Annotated in this window: 13 protein-coding genes; 1 reads left to right on the top strand and 12 read right to left on the bottom strand. The window is 71.9% G+C overall.

The window, feature by feature from the left end; genetic code table 11:
* Nucleotides 1-88: 88 nt before the first annotated feature.
* From gatB to CI785_RS07660, 5 genes are all read right to left on the bottom strand, one after another.
* Nucleotides 89-1,603, bottom strand: a complete 1,515-nt coding sequence (gene gatB, locus CI785_RS07680; RefSeq protein ID WP_105031479.1) for an Asp-tRNA(Asn)/Glu-tRNA(Gln) amidotransferase subunit GatB — start codon at nt 1,601-1,603, stop codon at nt 89-91.
* A complete protein-coding gene (gene gatA / locus CI785_RS07675; RefSeq protein WP_105031478.1) occupies nt 1,603-3,117 on the bottom strand; it encodes an Asp-tRNA(Asn)/Glu-tRNA(Gln) amidotransferase subunit GatA in 1,515 nt (504 codons plus the stop codon). Before gatA ends, gatB begins: the two co-directional genes overlap by 1 nt.
* A gap of 3 nt (nt 3,118-3,120) precedes the next feature.
* Nucleotides 3,121-3,417 (bottom strand): Asp-tRNA(Asn)/Glu-tRNA(Gln) amidotransferase subunit GatC, encoded by a 297-nt coding sequence (gene gatC, locus CI785_RS07670; RefSeq protein WP_105031477.1) that lies wholly within the window; start codon nt 3,415-3,417, stop codon nt 3,121-3,123.
* A gap of 115 nt (nt 3,418-3,532) precedes the next feature.
* Nucleotides 3,533-4,054 carry a GNAT family N-acetyltransferase gene (locus CI785_RS07665; protein ID WP_105031476.1) on the bottom strand — a complete coding sequence of 174 codons (522 nt, stop codon included), beginning with the start codon at nt 4,052-4,054 and terminating at the stop codon, nt 3,533-3,535.
* 44 nt (nt 4,055-4,098) lie between these two features.
* Entirely contained in the window at nt 4,099-4,347 is a 249-nt protein-coding gene (locus CI785_RS07660) for a hypothetical protein (protein WP_105031475.1), read from the bottom strand.
* Nucleotides 4,348-4,751: 404 nt separating this feature from the next.
* Here CI785_RS07660 and CI785_RS07655 point away from each other — a divergent pair, with 404 nt between their 5' ends.
* Nucleotides 4,752-6,236 carry a glycosyltransferase family 39 protein gene (locus CI785_RS07655; protein WP_157940206.1) on the top strand — a complete coding sequence of 495 codons (1,485 nt, stop codon included), beginning with the start codon at nt 4,752-4,754 and terminating at the stop codon, nt 6,234-6,236.
* Nucleotides 6,237-6,326: 90 nt separating this feature from the next.
* On the opposite strand, the gene CI785_RS07650 is transcribed toward CI785_RS07655, so the two are convergent.
* From CI785_RS07650 to CI785_RS07620, 7 genes are read right to left on the bottom strand one after another with little or no spacing between them, the layout of a single operon-like run.
* Entirely contained in the window at nt 6,327-6,794 is a 468-nt protein-coding gene (locus CI785_RS07650) for a DUF2087 domain-containing protein (protein WP_105031473.1), read from the bottom strand.
* Nucleotides 6,791-7,660 (bottom strand): inositol monophosphatase family protein, encoded by an 870-nt coding sequence (locus CI785_RS07645; protein WP_105031472.1) that lies wholly within the window; start codon nt 7,658-7,660, stop codon nt 6,791-6,793. Before CI785_RS07645 ends, CI785_RS07650 begins: the two co-directional genes overlap by 4 nt.
* Nucleotides 7,657-9,969, bottom strand: a complete 2,313-nt coding sequence (ligA, locus tag CI785_RS07640; protein ID WP_240615071.1) for an NAD-dependent DNA ligase LigA — start codon at nt 9,967-9,969, stop codon at nt 7,657-7,659. Before ligA ends, CI785_RS07645 begins: the two co-directional genes overlap by 4 nt.
* A gap of 53 nt (nt 9,970-10,022) precedes the next feature.
* Nucleotides 10,023-11,492 (bottom strand): hypothetical protein, encoded by a 1,470-nt coding sequence (locus tag CI785_RS07635; RefSeq protein WP_105031470.1) that lies wholly within the window; start codon nt 11,490-11,492, stop codon nt 10,023-10,025.
* Nucleotides 11,489-12,787, bottom strand: a complete 1,299-nt coding sequence (locus CI785_RS07630) for an ATP-binding protein (RefSeq protein WP_240615070.1) — start codon at nt 12,785-12,787, stop codon at nt 11,489-11,491. The genes CI785_RS07635 and CI785_RS07630 overlap by 4 nt, the downstream gene beginning before the upstream one ends.
* A 7-nt stretch (nt 12,788-12,794) precedes the next feature.
* Nucleotides 12,795-13,649: a hypothetical protein gene (locus CI785_RS07625; protein ID WP_105031468.1), complete on the bottom strand. Its 855-nt coding sequence runs from the start codon at nt 13,647-13,649 to the stop codon at nt 12,795-12,797.
* Complete coding sequence (locus CI785_RS07620) at nt 13,646-14,650, bottom strand: PP2C family protein-serine/threonine phosphatase (RefSeq protein ID WP_240615069.1); 1,005 nt, start codon at nt 14,648-14,650, stop codon at nt 13,646-13,648. The genes CI785_RS07625 and CI785_RS07620 overlap by 4 nt, the downstream gene beginning before the upstream one ends.
* Nucleotides 14,651-15,010: the final 360 nt, after the last annotated feature.

Below are 15,010 nucleotides of genomic sequence, written 5' to 3'. Positions count from 1 at the left end.
GAACTGCGGACGCCGACGCCGCGGGAACGGGGGGTGGATGTCCCCACCGGCTCCCCCGGCGCCGACGACACACCGGAATGTCGGCCGGCTACCCCTCGACGCCCAGGCGCTGCAGGATCAGCTCGCGCACGCGGCCGGCGTCGGCCTGTCCACGCGTGGCCTTCATGACGCCGCCCACGATGGCGCCGACGGCCTGGACCTTGCCGCCGCGGATCTTGTCGGCGACGTCGGGCTGCGCCGCGAGGGCACCGTCGATCGCCTCGAGCAGGGGTCCGTCGTCGGACACGACCGCGAGGCCGCGCTTCTCCACGACCTCGGCCGGTGTGCCCTCCCCGGCGAGGACGCCGTCGAGCACGTCGCGGGAGAGCTTGTCGTTGATCTTGCCGGACTCGATGAGCGCGTTGAGCTCCACGATCAGCTCGGGCGTGACACCGAGTTCGGCGGGCTCGACGTCGGCCAGCTTGGCGCGGCGCGAGATCTCGCCCATCCACCACTTGCGGGCGACGGCGGCGCTCACGCCCGCGGCGACGGTGTCCTCGATCGAGGACATGACACCGGCGTTGACGACGTCGCGGAACTCGGCGTCGGAGTAGCCCCAGTCGGCCTGCAGGCGCTTGCGGCGCTCGGCGGGCGGTTCGGGCAGCTCGGCGCGGAGCTTCTCGATCCACGCCTCGTTGGTGACGACCGGCACGAGGTCCGGCTCCGGGAAGTAGCGGTAGTCGTCGGCGTCGGACTTGGGCCGCCCCGACGTCGTCGAGCGCGTGTCCTCGTGCCAGTGGCGCGTCTCCTGCAGGATCGGCGTCCCGGAGTCGAGGACGGCGGCGTGGCGCTGGATCTCGTACCGGACCGCGTGCTCGACGGCGCGCAGCGAGTTCACGTTCTTGGTCTCGGTCCGGGTACCGAACTTCTCCTGGCCCTTGGGCTTGAGGGAGACGTTGGCGTCGCAGCGCACATTGCCGCGCTCCATGCGGGCGTCGGACACGCCGAGGTTCTTCACGATCTCGCGGATCGCCGCGACGTACGCCTTCGCGAGCTCGGGGGCACGCGATCCGGCGCCGACGATCGGCTTGGTGACGATCTCGATGAGGGGCACGCCTGCGCGGTTGTAGTCCACGAGGGAGAACTCGGCGCCCTGGATGCGGCCCGTGGACCCACCCATGTGGGTGAGCTTGCCGGCGTCCTCCTCCATGTGGGCGCGCTCGATCTCGACGGTGAAGACCGTACCGTCGGCGAGCTCGATGTCGATGGAGCCGTCGTACGCGATCGGGTCCTCGAACTGGGACGTCTGGAAGTTCTTCGGGGTGTCCGGGTAGAAGTAGTTCTTCCGGGCGAAGTAGCACTTCTCGGCGATCCTGCAGTTCAGCGCGAGGCCGATCTTGATCGCGGACTCCACGGCCACACCGTTGACCACGGGCAGCACACCGGGCAGCCCGAGGTCCACCGGCGTGACGTTCGTGTTCGGCACGTCGCCGAACGCGTTGGGCGCGGAGGAGAACATCTTGGTCCTCGTGTTGAGCTCCACGTGGACCTCGAACCCGAGCACGGGATCGTACTTCTCCATGGCCTCGTCGAAGGTCAGGATCTCATCGGTTACAGCAGTCATTACTTCCCACCTGCGATCTGTGTGATCTCCGGGGCCTTGGCCAGCAGAGGGCCGCCCCACGTCTCTTCGAGCAGTGATTCGAGGACGGCACCGACACGGTAGAGGCGTGCGTCCTGGCGGGCGGGTGCGAGGAGCTGGACGCCGACCGGCAGCCCGTCCTCGTCCGCGAGGCCACCCGGCAGCGACAGGCCGGGGACGCCGGCCAGGTTCGCCGGGATGGTGGCGACGTCGTTCAGGTACATCGCCAGCGGGTCATCGAGCTTCTCCCCGAGCTTGAACGCCGTGGTCGGCGCGGTGGGAGAGATGAGCACGTCAGCCTGCTCGAACGCCGCGGCGAAGTCGCGCTGGATGAGCGTGCGGACCTTCTGCGCGGAGCCGTAGTAGGCGTCGTAGTAGCCGGCGCTCAGCGCGTAGGTGCCGAGGATGATGCGGCGCTTGACCTCGTCGCCGAACCCGGCGGCGCGGGTGGCACCCATGACGCGCTCGATCGTCGGGGCGCCGTCGGGCACCACGCGCAGGCCGAACCGGACGCCGTCGTACTTGGCGAGGTTGCTGGAGGCCTCCGACGGCATGATCAGGTAGTACGCACCGAGGGCGTACCGGAAGTTGGGGCAGGAGACCTCCACGATCTCCGCGCCCGCCGAGCGCAGGAGCTCGAGGGACTCGGAGAAGCGGGTCAGGACGCCGGCCTGGTAGCCCTCGCCCTGCAGTTCCTTGATGACGCCGATGCGCATGCCCTCGACCTGGCCCAGGCGCGCGGCCTCGACGAGCGCGCCTACGGGATCGGTGAGCGACGTCGAGTCGTGCAGGTCGTGGCCGCCGATGACCTCGTGCAGGAGCGCGCTGTCCAGCACGGTCCGGGAGACGGGGCCGATCTGGTCCAGCGAGGACGCCATCGCGATCGCGCCGTAGCGCGAGACACCGCCGTAGGTGGGCTTGACGCCGACGGTCCCGGTGACGGCGCCCGGCTGGCGGATGGAGCCGCCCGTGTCGGTGCCGAGGGCCAGGGGCGCCTCGAAGGCGGCGACGGCGGCGGCGGAACCGCCACCGGAGCCGCCGGGGATCCGGTCCAGGTCCCACGGGTTGCGGGTGGGACCGAACGCCGAGTGCTCGGTCGAGGAGCCCATGGCGAACTCGTCGAGGTTGGTCTTGCCGAGGATCGGCATCCGCGCGGCCCGGAGCCTGCGGACCACGGTGGCGTCGTACGGGCTCTGCCAGCCCTCGAGGATCTTCGAGCCGGCCGTGGTGGGCTGGCCCTTCGTGACGATGAGGTCCTTGACGGCGATGGGCACGCCGGCCAGCGGGTGGAGGGTGTCGCCGTCGGCCCGGGCCTTGTCGACCCCGGCGGCGACGAGCAGCGCCTCACGGGTATTGACGTGCAGGAACGCGTTGATGGCGCCGTCGACGGCGTCGATGCGGTCGAGGTGGGCCTGCGTGGCCTCGACGGCGGAGACCTCCCTCGAGGCGAGCTTCCGCGCCAGGGCGTCGGCGGAGAGATGGATCAGGTCTGTCATGGGTTACTCCCCGTCCAGGATTGCAGGGACCTTGAAGCGGCCGTCGGCGTTGTCGGGTGCGCCGAGGAGCGCCTCCTCGTTGCTGAGCGTCTCCCCCACCACGTCCTCGCGGAACACGTTGCTCAGCGGGATGGGGTGGCTGGTCGCGGGGACGTCGTCGCCCGCCACCTCGCTCACGCTCTTGATGGAGTCGACGATCACGGCGAGCTCCCCGGCCATGCGGTCGAGCTCCTCGTCGGTCATGTCGATGTGGGCGAGCCGCGCGAGGTGCGCGACGTCGTCCCGGTTGATCTCAGCCATGGATCTCCCCTGGAAGTCGGAGGTGGGTAACTGGCCTCCAGTCTAGTGGCGGCCAGGGGCGCGCCCGGCATCGGGCGGGCCCGACGACGGCGGTCGCGTCCGCCGGATCCGCCGGTCAGAGCTCCAGGCGGAAGACCCAGAGCAGGATGTCCTCGTTCGGGACCTCCCAGTCGCGCTCGGGGACGCGCACGAAACCCATCGACTCGTAGAGGCGGTGCGCGCGGACCATGTCCGAGCCGCTGGTCAGGCTCACCGCCTCGATGCCGGGGAGCGTGCGGGCGTGCTCGACGATGCGCTCCACCATGGCCCGGCCCACCCCGCCGCGCTGCACGGCCGGGTCCACCGCCAGCATCCGGAACTCGAGCTCTCCCTCGACGGCGATGTCCGTGTACCGCTGGCCGGCGAAGGTCAGCGCGACCGACCCGACCACGGCGCCGTTCCGCTCGGCCACCCAGACCTCGGCGTGCTCGACGCGGTGCTCGATGTCCGACAGCACCGCCATGTAGGGGTGCCCCTCGTCGGTGAAGTACCCGGCCTCCAGATAGGCCGCGCGCGTGATGCGGCGGACGTCGTCGTAGTCCCCCGGCTGGATGGGCCGGATGGTGGTGCGGGCGTCGGAGAGGGCATTCGTGGTCACCGGCCCATCTTGTCACGCAGCGGCCGGGCACGGTCACGGGATGGTCACGGGCCGGTGGGGTCCCGCCGGCCGCCGCGGAAGAGGCTGCGGCGCAGGGCGTAGAGCTGCGCTCCACCGAGCACGAACGCGATCAGGATGCACAGGGCCGGTGGGAGTGACGTCGTATAGAGGAGGACGAAGCCGAGCGAGGCGGCGAAGACGGCGACCGCGACGCCCACGAGCAGGCGCGCCGGCCGGGGAAGCAGCCGGCCGCGCCCCGTGGTGCCCGTGTCCCGATCCCTGTCCGCCGTCACGGTGCCTCCTCCACCTCCGCCCGCCGGCGCCGGAGAGTCGGCGTCCGCTCCCACGATTCTCGCGCGGGGAGGGTGCCTCCGCCATCCCCCTGCGATCTGCGGTCCCACGTCCGCTCCCTCGGCCGCTCCCTCGGCCGCGTACGGCATCGGCGCAGGGCGGCAGGCCTTCCCCGGAGGCGGCAGGTCACGAGCACGGTGCGCGGCCTCTGGTGCCGTGCCGCCCGGGATGCAACACTGCAAGCGGCCCTGCCGAGCCCGCCCTGGTCCTCCTCCGCGCACCCATGCCGCGGGAGGGACCCGGCACCGACCCGGCCGTGACGCCGGCCGGACCGCGACGAAGGGGATCATGTGCCACTCACCCGCCGGACCGGACGTGAGCGGCACCGATGATCGGTGACAGGAGGATGCGCACAACGTCGTCCCGGGTGACGCCGCGGCCCCTGCCGCCCTTCGCGACCCGCACGGTGGCCGTGCCCGCGGTGGTGCTCTGCCTGCTGCTCACGCTCGTGTCGGGGAGCTACGGTTACCACCGAGACGAGCTGTACTTCCGGATGCTCCCTCCCGCCTGGGGGTACCTCGACCAGCCGCCCCTGACCCCGTGGCTGGTGCGGTCCTTCGGTCTCGTCGCGGACGAGGTATGGGCCGTCCGGATCCCCGCCACCCTCTCGACCGTCCTGGCACTCGTGGTGGTGGTCCTGATCACCAGGGAGTTCGGCGGCGCAGCGTACGCGCAGGGCCTGTGCGCGTGGGGATTCGGCTTCGGTGTGGTCCCCCTGCTCTTCGGCCACGTCATGCTGACCGCGTCGGTGGACCTCGTGTTCTGGCCCGCCGTCGTCCTGTGCGTGGTCCGGGCGCTGCTGAGGGACGCGCCGGGATGGTGGCTGGCCGCCGGGACCATCGCCGGCCTCGCCACCTACAACAAGCTGCTGATCGCGGGGCTGCTGGTCTCCCTGCTGGCCGGGCTGGTCGTCACCGGCCCCCGCCGGGTGCTGTCCACGCCCTGGCCCTGGCTCGGCGGTGCCCTCACCCTGATCGTGGCGGCGCCCAACCTGGTGTACCAGGCCGCGCACGGCTGGCCGCAGCTGGCCATGGGGGCCGCCCTGAACGAGAACAACGCGGCGGACACCCGGGTGGACATGTGGTGGTTCCTGTTCCTGACCGTCGGCCCGCCGCTGGCCCTCGTCTGGTGCCTCGGCTGGTGGCACCTGCTGCGCCGCACCGACTGGAGACCTGCGCGCTGCATCGCCGCAGCCTTCGTGGTGCTCCTGGTCCTCGCCTTCGCGGCCGGAGGGCAGATCTACTACCCGGCGGGACTCGTCATCGTGCTCTTCGCCGTCGGATGCGTACCCGCCGCCGCCATCATGCACTCCCCGGGGCGACGCCGGGCGGCGCGGACCACGGTGGCGGTCAATGCCGTCGCCTGCGCCGTCATCACGCTGCCCGTCATCCCGGTAGGCGTCCTGGGGCAGACCCCGATCCCCGGCATCAACCAGCTGGCCCGCGACCAGGTGGGGTGGCCTGCCTACGCCGACCAGGTCGCCGACGTCGTACGGAACCTCCCGGACCCCTCCGACGCCACGCTGATCGCCACCAACTACGGCGAGGCCGGCGCCCTGCACCGGTACGGGCCGGACCTCGGCCTGCCGGCGGTGCACAGCGGGCACAACGAGCTGTACCACCTCTCCGCCCCGCCGGAGGACGCACGGACCGTGGTCGTGGTGGGCGAGCAGGCCGAGCTGGCGAGGAGCCTGTTCGCGTCCTGCGAGGAGGTGACGCGCCTGGACAACGGTCTCGACGTCGACAACGAGGAACAGGGGCAACCGGTCCTCGTGTGCGAGCGCACCCGGCCGTGGTCGGAGCTCTGGCCGCGGTTCCGGCACCTCGACTGACGGCGCCGGACCGAGGGCACCACGACCGGCGGCAGCTCCGCTCACGGCATGCGTGCCGACGGTCCTCGCGCCAGAGGCCCCGGCGGTCGCTCAGGACGTCCCGACGACCCGCCGGTAACCCGTCCCGTCCGGGTACCGCTCCAGGTACCCGGCATCCACGAGTGCCCGGCGCAGGGTCGGGATGTCGCGGGTGACGGTGGCGAGCAGGCGGTTGACCTCGGGCTCGCCGAGCTCCTCGTCGGCGGGCAGCAGCCGCTCCGCGAGGTGCGCCAGCAGGTCGGTGCGATCCTGCCCGGCCCGCGGCAATCCGTCGATCCGCCCCTCCCGGAAGAACCGGTCCACGCCCTTCGGCGTGCCGGACCCGGCCGCGGCGAGGACGTCCTTGAACAGCTGACCGTCGACGGCACGGTCCGCCGTGAGCAGCCCGGCGTCGACCAGGCGCTGCAGCTCCTTCGAAGACGCGTCCAGCGGCTGCCCGAGCACGGCCCGCGCGTACAGCTCGCGGGAGCGCTCGCCGGCCAGCGTGGACAGGATCTTCTGCCAGGACGGCGTCGTCATGACTGCCTCTCGATCGACACGTCCGGCGCGCTCCCGGCGAGGGAGCCGGTAAGGGAGCCGACGAGGTCGGCGGGACCTGCCACCGTGATGGCTGCGAGACGCTCGACCTCCGTGGGGCCGCCGTCGAGCACCGAGCGCAGCCGCGGCCTGCTGACGACGACGCCAGCCTCCTCGGCGATCAGGGCCCCGGCCGCGACGTCGTGCTCGTGCAGCCCGCGCTCCACGAAGGCGTCGAAGGAGCCGTCCGCGACCATGCAGAGATCGAGCGCCGCGGAACCGAGGGATCGCAGGTCACCGAATCCGTCGAGCAGGGCGCCGAGTTCACCGACCTGCGCCGACCGCGTGGCGGCTTCGTAGGAGAAACCGGTCGCCAGCAGCCGCCCCCGCCCGGCATCAGGCCCAGCCAGCCGCCGTACCCTGCCCTGCTCGCTCAGCCAGGCGCCCCCACCGCGGCTGGCCCAGTAGACGCGCCCGAGTGCGGGGGCGTGCACGACGCCCGCGAGCCAGGTGCCGTCCTCGTCGGCCGCCGCCACCGAGGTCGCGTAGTAGACGATGTCCCGCATGAAGTTGGTGGTGCCGTCGAGGGGGTCGACGGACCAGCGGATGCGGGCGCCGTCGTGCCTGCCGGTCGGCACCGTGGTGCCGAACTCCTCCCCCGTGATGATGTCGTGCGGCCTCGAGTCGGTGATGACGCTGCGCACGGCCCGCTCGGCGGCGACGTCGTACGCCGTCACCCAGTCGCTGTCCGAGCTCTTGCTCGTGGCATCGAGGGCGGCCGGATCGCGCCGGGCCAGGACGTCGGCGCCGGCAGCCGCTGCATGGCGCGCCACATGCAGGAGCACGGCGGGCGACGCCGCGTGCGTCATACGGTGGCCCCGCCGTCCGGCACGACGTCCGGCAGGACCTCCGGTCCCGCGCCGGCTCCTGCCTCCGGCTCCCGGGTGAGCTCCTCGTCCTCGCCGACCTCGTCGTCGCCCTCCGCTGCGGGGGCCGGGCCGTTGGCGAGCAGCGCGGTGAAGCCCTCCTCGTCCAGCACGGGGATGCCGAGCGCCTCGGCCTTCTCGAGCTTGGTGCCCGCGTTCTCACCCGCCACCACATAGCTGGTGTTCTTCGACACCGACCCTGCCGCCTTGCCACCCCGGGTGATGATCGCCTCCTTCGCCTCGTCCCGGTTGTAGTGCTCCAGGGATCCGGTGACGACGACGGTCAGGCCCTTGAGCGTGCGCGGCGTGCTGGCGTCCACCTCGTCCTCCATCCGCACGCCCGCGGCGGCCCACCGGTCCACGATCTCGCGGTGCCAGTCCTCCGCGAACCACTCCGTGAGGGCCACGGCGATGGTGGGGCCCACGCCGTCCACGTCGGCGAGCTCCTTCTCGCTCGCGGCGCGGATGCGGTCCATGGACCCGAAGGCCGTGGCCAGGGCGCGCGACGCGGTGGGTCCCACGTGACGGATGGACAGCGCCACGAGCACGCGCCACAGCGGCTGCTTCTTGGCCTTCTCCAGCTCGGTGAACAGCTTGCGGGTGGTGGCGCTCGGCTCGGACGGCTTCTTCGCCGTGCCCTTGGAGTAGAAGTAGGGCACGAGTTCCCGGCCGGTCACCACGCCCTTGACCTTCTTGTCCCGCTCGATCCGGACATCCGCCAGCTTCTCGGGGGTCAGGTCGAAGATCTCCGCCTCGGTGGTGATCGGCGGCACGGAGGGTTCGGCGGGCTGCGTGAGGGCGATCGCCGCCTCGTACCCGAGGGCCTCGATGTCGAAAGCGCCCCGACCGGCGAGGTGGAACACGCGCTCACGGAGCTGCGAGGGGCAGGAGCGGGCGTTGGGGCAGCGGATGTCGACGTCGCCCTCCTTCGCCGGCTGCAGCGGCGTCCCGCAGGACGGGCACTCGGTGGGCATCACGAACGCGCGCACCTTCTCCGGATCGCGCAGTGCCATGACCGGGCCCACGATCTCGGGGATGACGTCGCCGGCCTTCCGCAGCACCACGATGTCGCCGATCATCACGCCCTTGGCCCTGACGACCTCCTGGTTGTGGAGCGTGGCCAGGCCGACCGTCGAACCGGCGACCTTGACCGGCTCCATCTGGCCGAACGGTGTGACGCGACCGGTCCTGCCGACGCTGACGATGATGTCCAGCAGCCTCGTGTTCACCTCCTCGGGCGGGTACTTGTAGGCCACGGACCACCGCGGCACGCGGGAGGTGTGGCCGAGGGCGCGCTGCAGCGCGAAGCTGTCCACCTTCACCACGATGCCGTCGATCTCGTGCAGGAGGTCGTGGCGGTGCTCGCCGTAGTGCGCGATGAAGTCGAACACCTCGTCCTGCGTCGCGAGGACCTTGTAGTAGGGGGAGGTCGGCAGCCCCCAGGCCGTGAGGAGGTCGTAGGTCCCGGACTGCGTCTCCGCAGCCAGCCCGGTGCGCGCCCCGATCCCGTGCACGTACATGTCCAGCGGGCGCTCCGCCGTCATGGCCGGGTCCTTCTGCCGCAGCGATCCGGCGGCGGCGTTGCGCGGGTTGGCGAACGGCGCCTTGCCCGCGGCGACCATCCGCTCGTTGAGCTGCGCGAACTCCTTCGTGGGGAAGAAGACCTCTCCGCGGATCTCCACCTCCTCGGGGTGGTCGCTGCCCGCGAGACGCTTCGGGATGGAGGCGATCGTGAGGACGTTGTGCGTGATGTCCTCGCCTGTCACGCCGTCACCCCGGGTGGCGGCCCGGACCAGCTCGCCGTCGCGGTAGAGCAGGTTCACGGCCAGGCCGTCGATCTTGAGTTCGGTCAGCCACCTCACGGTCGCACCGGGGTTGCGCTGCTCCACGCCGGCGGAGGCCCGGTCCAGCCAGGCCCGCAGCTCGTCGAGGGAGAAGACGTCCTCGAGGCTGTACATGCGGGCGAGGTGGTCCACGGGGGCGAAGGCGGAGGAGACCTCCCCGCCCACCTCCTGCGTCGGCGAGTCGTTGGCGACGATCTCGGGGTGGAGCGCCTCCAGCTCCTCGAGCCGCCGGAAGAGGGTGTCGAACTCGGCGTCCGAGATGGTGGGGGCGGCGTCCTGGTAGTAGGCGGCGCGGTGCCTGCGGATCTCCTCGGCGAGCTGCGCGTACTCCGCCCGGACCTCGTCGGTCGGCAGTCGACGGTCTTCCGATCCGGCGGTCCGGGCTGCGTCTTCGGTTCCTGTGGTCACTTTCCATATCTTGCCCTACGGCCCTGACACGGGCCACCGTCGTGGCAGGGACGCTAGGAGCCCTCGATGAACCCGCCGATGAAGATGCCGAAGCCGAGGAGGCAGGTGAAGCAGCTGACGAGGAACATGACCAGCAGGAACCGCACACCGAGGAGCCGGCCGCGCACCGTCTGCCTGCCCCGCCCGGGCCGGCTCAGTGCCGCACCGGTGACCCAGGGGTTGTCGCCGCCGGCCACCGCCCGCGAGTGGACCGCCAGGTCCACGGTCTTGACGGCCCACAGGATCCCGACGGACAGCATGCCGGCCCCGGCCGTGGCATCGCCCCCGGTGCTCGCCGTGACCATCACGAGGACGATCCCGGCGAGTGCGGCCAGCCAGTAGCTCCGCTGGGACGACGCGTTGTCCCCGAAGCGGATGAGGTGGTAGTCCTGCCGCCGGCGGTCCTCGGGATGCCCTGCCACGGCCAGCCGGGCCAGCGCCCGCTGGACCGAGAGCAGTCCCCCGGCCAGGACGACGGCGGCCAGCACGAGGATCCCGTCGCCGGCGCCGGGGCCGAGGTCCGGGTGGAGGGCGGCGAGGACCGTGCCTCCGAGGACCAGGACGGCGGCTGCCACGAGCGCCGCGGCGCTGTTCCTGCCGCGCACCGGGTCCGTCAGCTGCTCCCGCAGGTAGCCCCCGGGAAGGACGGCCTCCAGCCGCCTGTAGCTCCGGACGACCAGCGCGGCGTGGATCCCTCCGGCCAGCAGGGCGACCCCGAGCAGCACGGGTACCGGCAGCAGGACGACCGCCAGCAGGGCGAAACCCAGCACGTGGTACCAGAGGTGGAACAGGTGCGTGCGCACCCAGCGCAGCGGACTGGAGGCGAGGTCCGCCTCGGCGGGGGCGTCGAACGGGCTCTGCCGCAGGATCCCCCCGACGAGCTCCTCGCGCGACCCCACGACCGTCTCCCCGCCCCTGATCCGCCCGCTGAGCAGGAGGAGGTCGCGGTCCTGCGGGAAGTGCGCGAGTCCGGCGGCCAGGAGCGCCCGGGCCTCGCGGTCGTCGTCGAGGAGGGACGCCGTCTGTGCTGCCTGGGCGAACGCGTCGGCGTCCGCGTTCAGCGAGAGCGCGTGCCGCGCGGCCTGGTGGGCGACGACGAGGTCCTGGTGGTCACGCCGTCGGGCGAGCAGCGCCTGGCTGAGCCAGTAGTGGGCCTCGTACTCCTCCGCGTGGTGCTCGACGATGTACCAGCCGAGGTCCACCGCCTCGTCGGCCCGCCGCCGGCCGATGAGCGCGAGCAGGAGCGTCAGCTGCGTCGCGGCAGCCCCCGGCTCGAGGCTCACCGCCCGGCGTGCGGCGTGTTCGGCGTCGAGGAACCGCTGCTCCATCGCGAACGCCCTCCCGAGGAGCACCCAGTAGAGGGGCTCGTCCCCGTGGAAGGCCGCCTGGGGCTCCAGCAGGTCGATCGCGTCGCGGCCGCGCTGCTGGGCGGCGAGGATCGTGAAGCGGTTGGACAGGACGTCGAGGTCGACGACCTCGCTCACCGGCGCTTCTTGCCGCTCAGCAGCGCCGCGAGGTCGTCGTAGCGGCCGTTCGCGTTGGAGAACCTCACCACGTTGCGGGCCGATTCGAGCCAGGCCACGGTGCTCGGCTTGATCTCGCGCAGCGCGGCACCGAGGTGGTCCATGGTGATCGGGCTGATGGACCCCTGGGCGATGGACTGCATCATGGCCTTCTCCGCGGCGGTGACGGCCAGGTGTTCCAGGTCGGCGCCGGAGAAGCCGTCCGTCACCGAGGCGAGGTGCTCGACGTCGATGCCCGCGATGGGCCGGTCCCGCAGATGGTGGCGCAGGATCGAGGCGCGCGCGTTCGGATCCGGGGGGCTCACGAGGATGGTGCGGTCCAGGCGGCCGGGCCGCAGCAGCGCCTCGTCGAGGTCCCACGGGTTGTTGGTCGCCGCCAGGACGTACAGGCCGTCGTTGTCCCCGCTCATCGAATCGAGCTGCATCAGCAGTTCGTTGACCATCTGCCGGAGCCAGGCGGCACCCCCACCGGAGAGGGCGCCGCGCCGCATCCCGATGGAGTCGATCTCGTCGATGAAGAGCACCGTGGGGGCCTGACCGCGGGCCTCGTCGAAGACCGCCTTCAGGTTCCTCTGGGTCTCGCCGATGTGGGGGCCGATCACGTCGGTCATGGACACCGACATGAAGGTGGCGCCCAGCTCGCCCGCGACGGCGCGGGCGAGGAAGGTCTTGCCGCAGCCCGGCGGCCCGTACAGCAGCAACCCGCCGCGCAGTGACTTGCCGAAGGCCTTCGCCACCTCCGCGTTGCGCATCGGGGCGAGGAAGGACTCCTCGAGCCGGCGCTTCACGTCGTCGAGGCCGCCGACGTCGGCCAGGGTGACCGTCTCGCGGGCTACCTCCACCGGCGCTGCCGCGTCGTCGTCGGCCAGGGGGCCGACCGGGACACGCTCTACGAACGGTGGCGGCACCGTGCTGCCCACCTCGTGCTCGGCCTGCTCCCAGTCGAAGGTGCCGGGCTCAGGAGGGGCTGCCGGGACGGCCGGCGCTGCGGGTACAGGCGGGGCTGCGGATCCGGCCGGAGCGACGGGTGCGGCCGGCGCACCGGGAGTGGCGGACGCCGGGGGCGTGCTCAGCGCGGTGGCCGCCGCCGCGAGCAGTCCCAGTGCCTGCCCGTTCCCCGGGTCCGACCGCAGCGCGACGCTCGCCTCCGTGATGGCACCGGCGGGATCCCCTCCGCTGAGGAGCGTCTGCGCGAGGTGGAGCCTCAGCACGGCGTCGTCCGGGTTCGCCTCCAGCGCCCTGCGGAGGCTTGCCACGATCGCATCATTCGGTGCTTCGGCCATGAGTGGGTCTGCCTTCCTTCTGAGGTTCGATGTCCGGGGCCGACGTCTCCGGGGCGAGCGGCTCCACGGCGGACGCCACGGATGGATCGGCGACATCGGCCGGGACACTTGTCACGACGAGGCCCGGACCGGTGGCTGCGTCATCGTCGCCGTCCGCGGGGTCGGCTGCAGCGTGCGCCGGGGGCGCAGTGAGCTGCTCGCCGACGGCCGGGGACGGCTCGGCTTCGAGCTCGGGGTCCATCATGCCGACGCTTTCCGGCTCCGCGAGGGGCACGGCGGGCAGGGTCGCGCTGCCCGCCCCTCGGTCAGAGCCTGTGGTACGTGCCTGCTGCAGGCCGGCATCAGCGGCAGCACGTGCCGGCGCGCCGGCGCCGGAACCGGCCGGGGTGGCCCTGATCGAGCCTGCGAGTACGGCGCCTCCGACCAGCGGCAGCGACGATTCCGAGCCCGTTGCCGGTCCGCAGGTCAGCGTGAAGGAGGAGAAGGCGTCTTCGATCAGGTGTTCGGCCCAGGTGACGGCCCGCTCCCCTGAGTAGGTGGCGGACCCGGTGGAGCCGGTGACGGTGAGGGTCACGTGTCCCCGCAGGATCACCTGCAGGCGTCCTGCGGTCGAGGCGAGGGCGAACGAAGGCATGACGGCGGATTCCGCCTCGGCTCCGCCGATCACGAGAGGCAGGAGCGGGGCGGTTCCGACGTCGTCGTCCATGGCATCCCAGACCGCCGCGATGATGGCCGGGTCGGTTCCGGCGGGCAGCGCCGCGAGGATGCTTCCGCGCACGAGCACTGTCCAGTCGCCCGGGACATAGGAGTAGGCCGGAACCTGGCCGGCGGTCATTCCTGATCCCCCGGGATCCGCTGTCCCGAGAAGCCGTCGAGGTCCGCCAGGGAGACCGCATGGGCGCCCGCGGGCCTCGGGCCGTCCTCCGGAGACGAACCCGGCTGCGGAGTGCCGGACTGCGGAGTGCCGGACTGCGGAGTGCCGGGCTGCGCGGGGTGGGTGCCCGTCTCGACGGCGTGTCCGACGTCGGCCGCGAAGGTGCCGCCGCGTGGTGCCGTGGTCAGCGTCTCCGCGTCGTCGCCCACCCCGGTCGCGTCGACGACGATCAGGGTGACGTTGTCGCGGGCACCTGAGCGGAGCGTTGCGTCGACGAGTTCCTCGCAGGCCTGCTGCGGATCGCGCACGGTGCTCAGCACGGAGTAGATGCCGTCGTCGGTGACTTCCCCGCTGAGACCGTCGGAGCAGATGAGGATGCGGTCGCCCTCCTCGACGGGCATGAGCCAGAAGTCGGCCTCCGCGTCGTCGCCCGTCCCCAAGGCACGCGTGACCACGTGCCGACGCGGGTGCGTCCGGGCCTCCTCGGAGGTGATGGTCCCGAGGTCCACGAGCTCCTGGACCTCGGAGTGGTCCACCGAGATCTGCCCGAACTGGCCCTGGCTCAGGCGGTACGTCCGTGAGTCCCCCACGTTGAAGAAGAGCCAGTAGGGCATCCCGGCCTCCTGCACGAGCACCACGCCCGTGAGGGTCGTCCCGGCCTGGCCGCCCGTCTGTCGCCGGATCTCGCGGTCGGCGTCCTCGATGAGTGCCTCGAGGTCCGCGGCCGAGAACTCCGGCAGGTGGCGTCCGATGATCGGACTGTCGCCCAGCGTGCGGACGCAGATGCCGCTGGCGATCTCGCCCGCCTCGTGCCCGCCCATGCCGTCGGCCACCGCGAAGACGGGTTCGGAGGCGATCAGGGAGTCCTCGTTGAGTTCCCTGCGCAGTCCGCGGTCGGTCGCGAAGCCGTAGCTCAGGCACACGTCGCGGGGTGCGGCGGCCCCGGGGCGGTGATCGGTCACGGGCGCACCACCAGGACGCTGCGACTGGAGGCCGGCAGTGCTCGGCCATCGATGCGGACGTGCGGATGGGTCCCGGACACCGGGCGCCCTTGGTCGCAGGATGCGATGAGCTCGTCGATCATCTCCCCATTCTGCCCTGCTGGGTTTCCCCATCCGTGTCAGGCACCACCCGCGGGTCGGTGCATGCCCGGCGTGGGAACGGGGCCAGGAACGCCGGGGGCGGCTGACCTCGGTGACCGCGGCGGCCGGCCCCGACCAGCCTGTGCTGCGACGCGATGCGGTCGAAACCGAAGAGCCGCTTGTTCCCCTGTGGTCATGCTGCAGGCCGCCCATACAGGCGGTCTCCGGCAGTTCCACGCG

This window comes from Arthrobacter ruber (genome assembly GCF_002954225.1).
GTDB classification, from domain to species: Bacteria; Actinomycetota; Actinomycetes; order Actinomycetales; family Micrococcaceae; genus Arthrobacter_D; species Arthrobacter_D ruber.
Note: the sequence above shows the minus strand (reverse complement) of the source record. Positions and strands in the feature narration are given on the sequence as shown.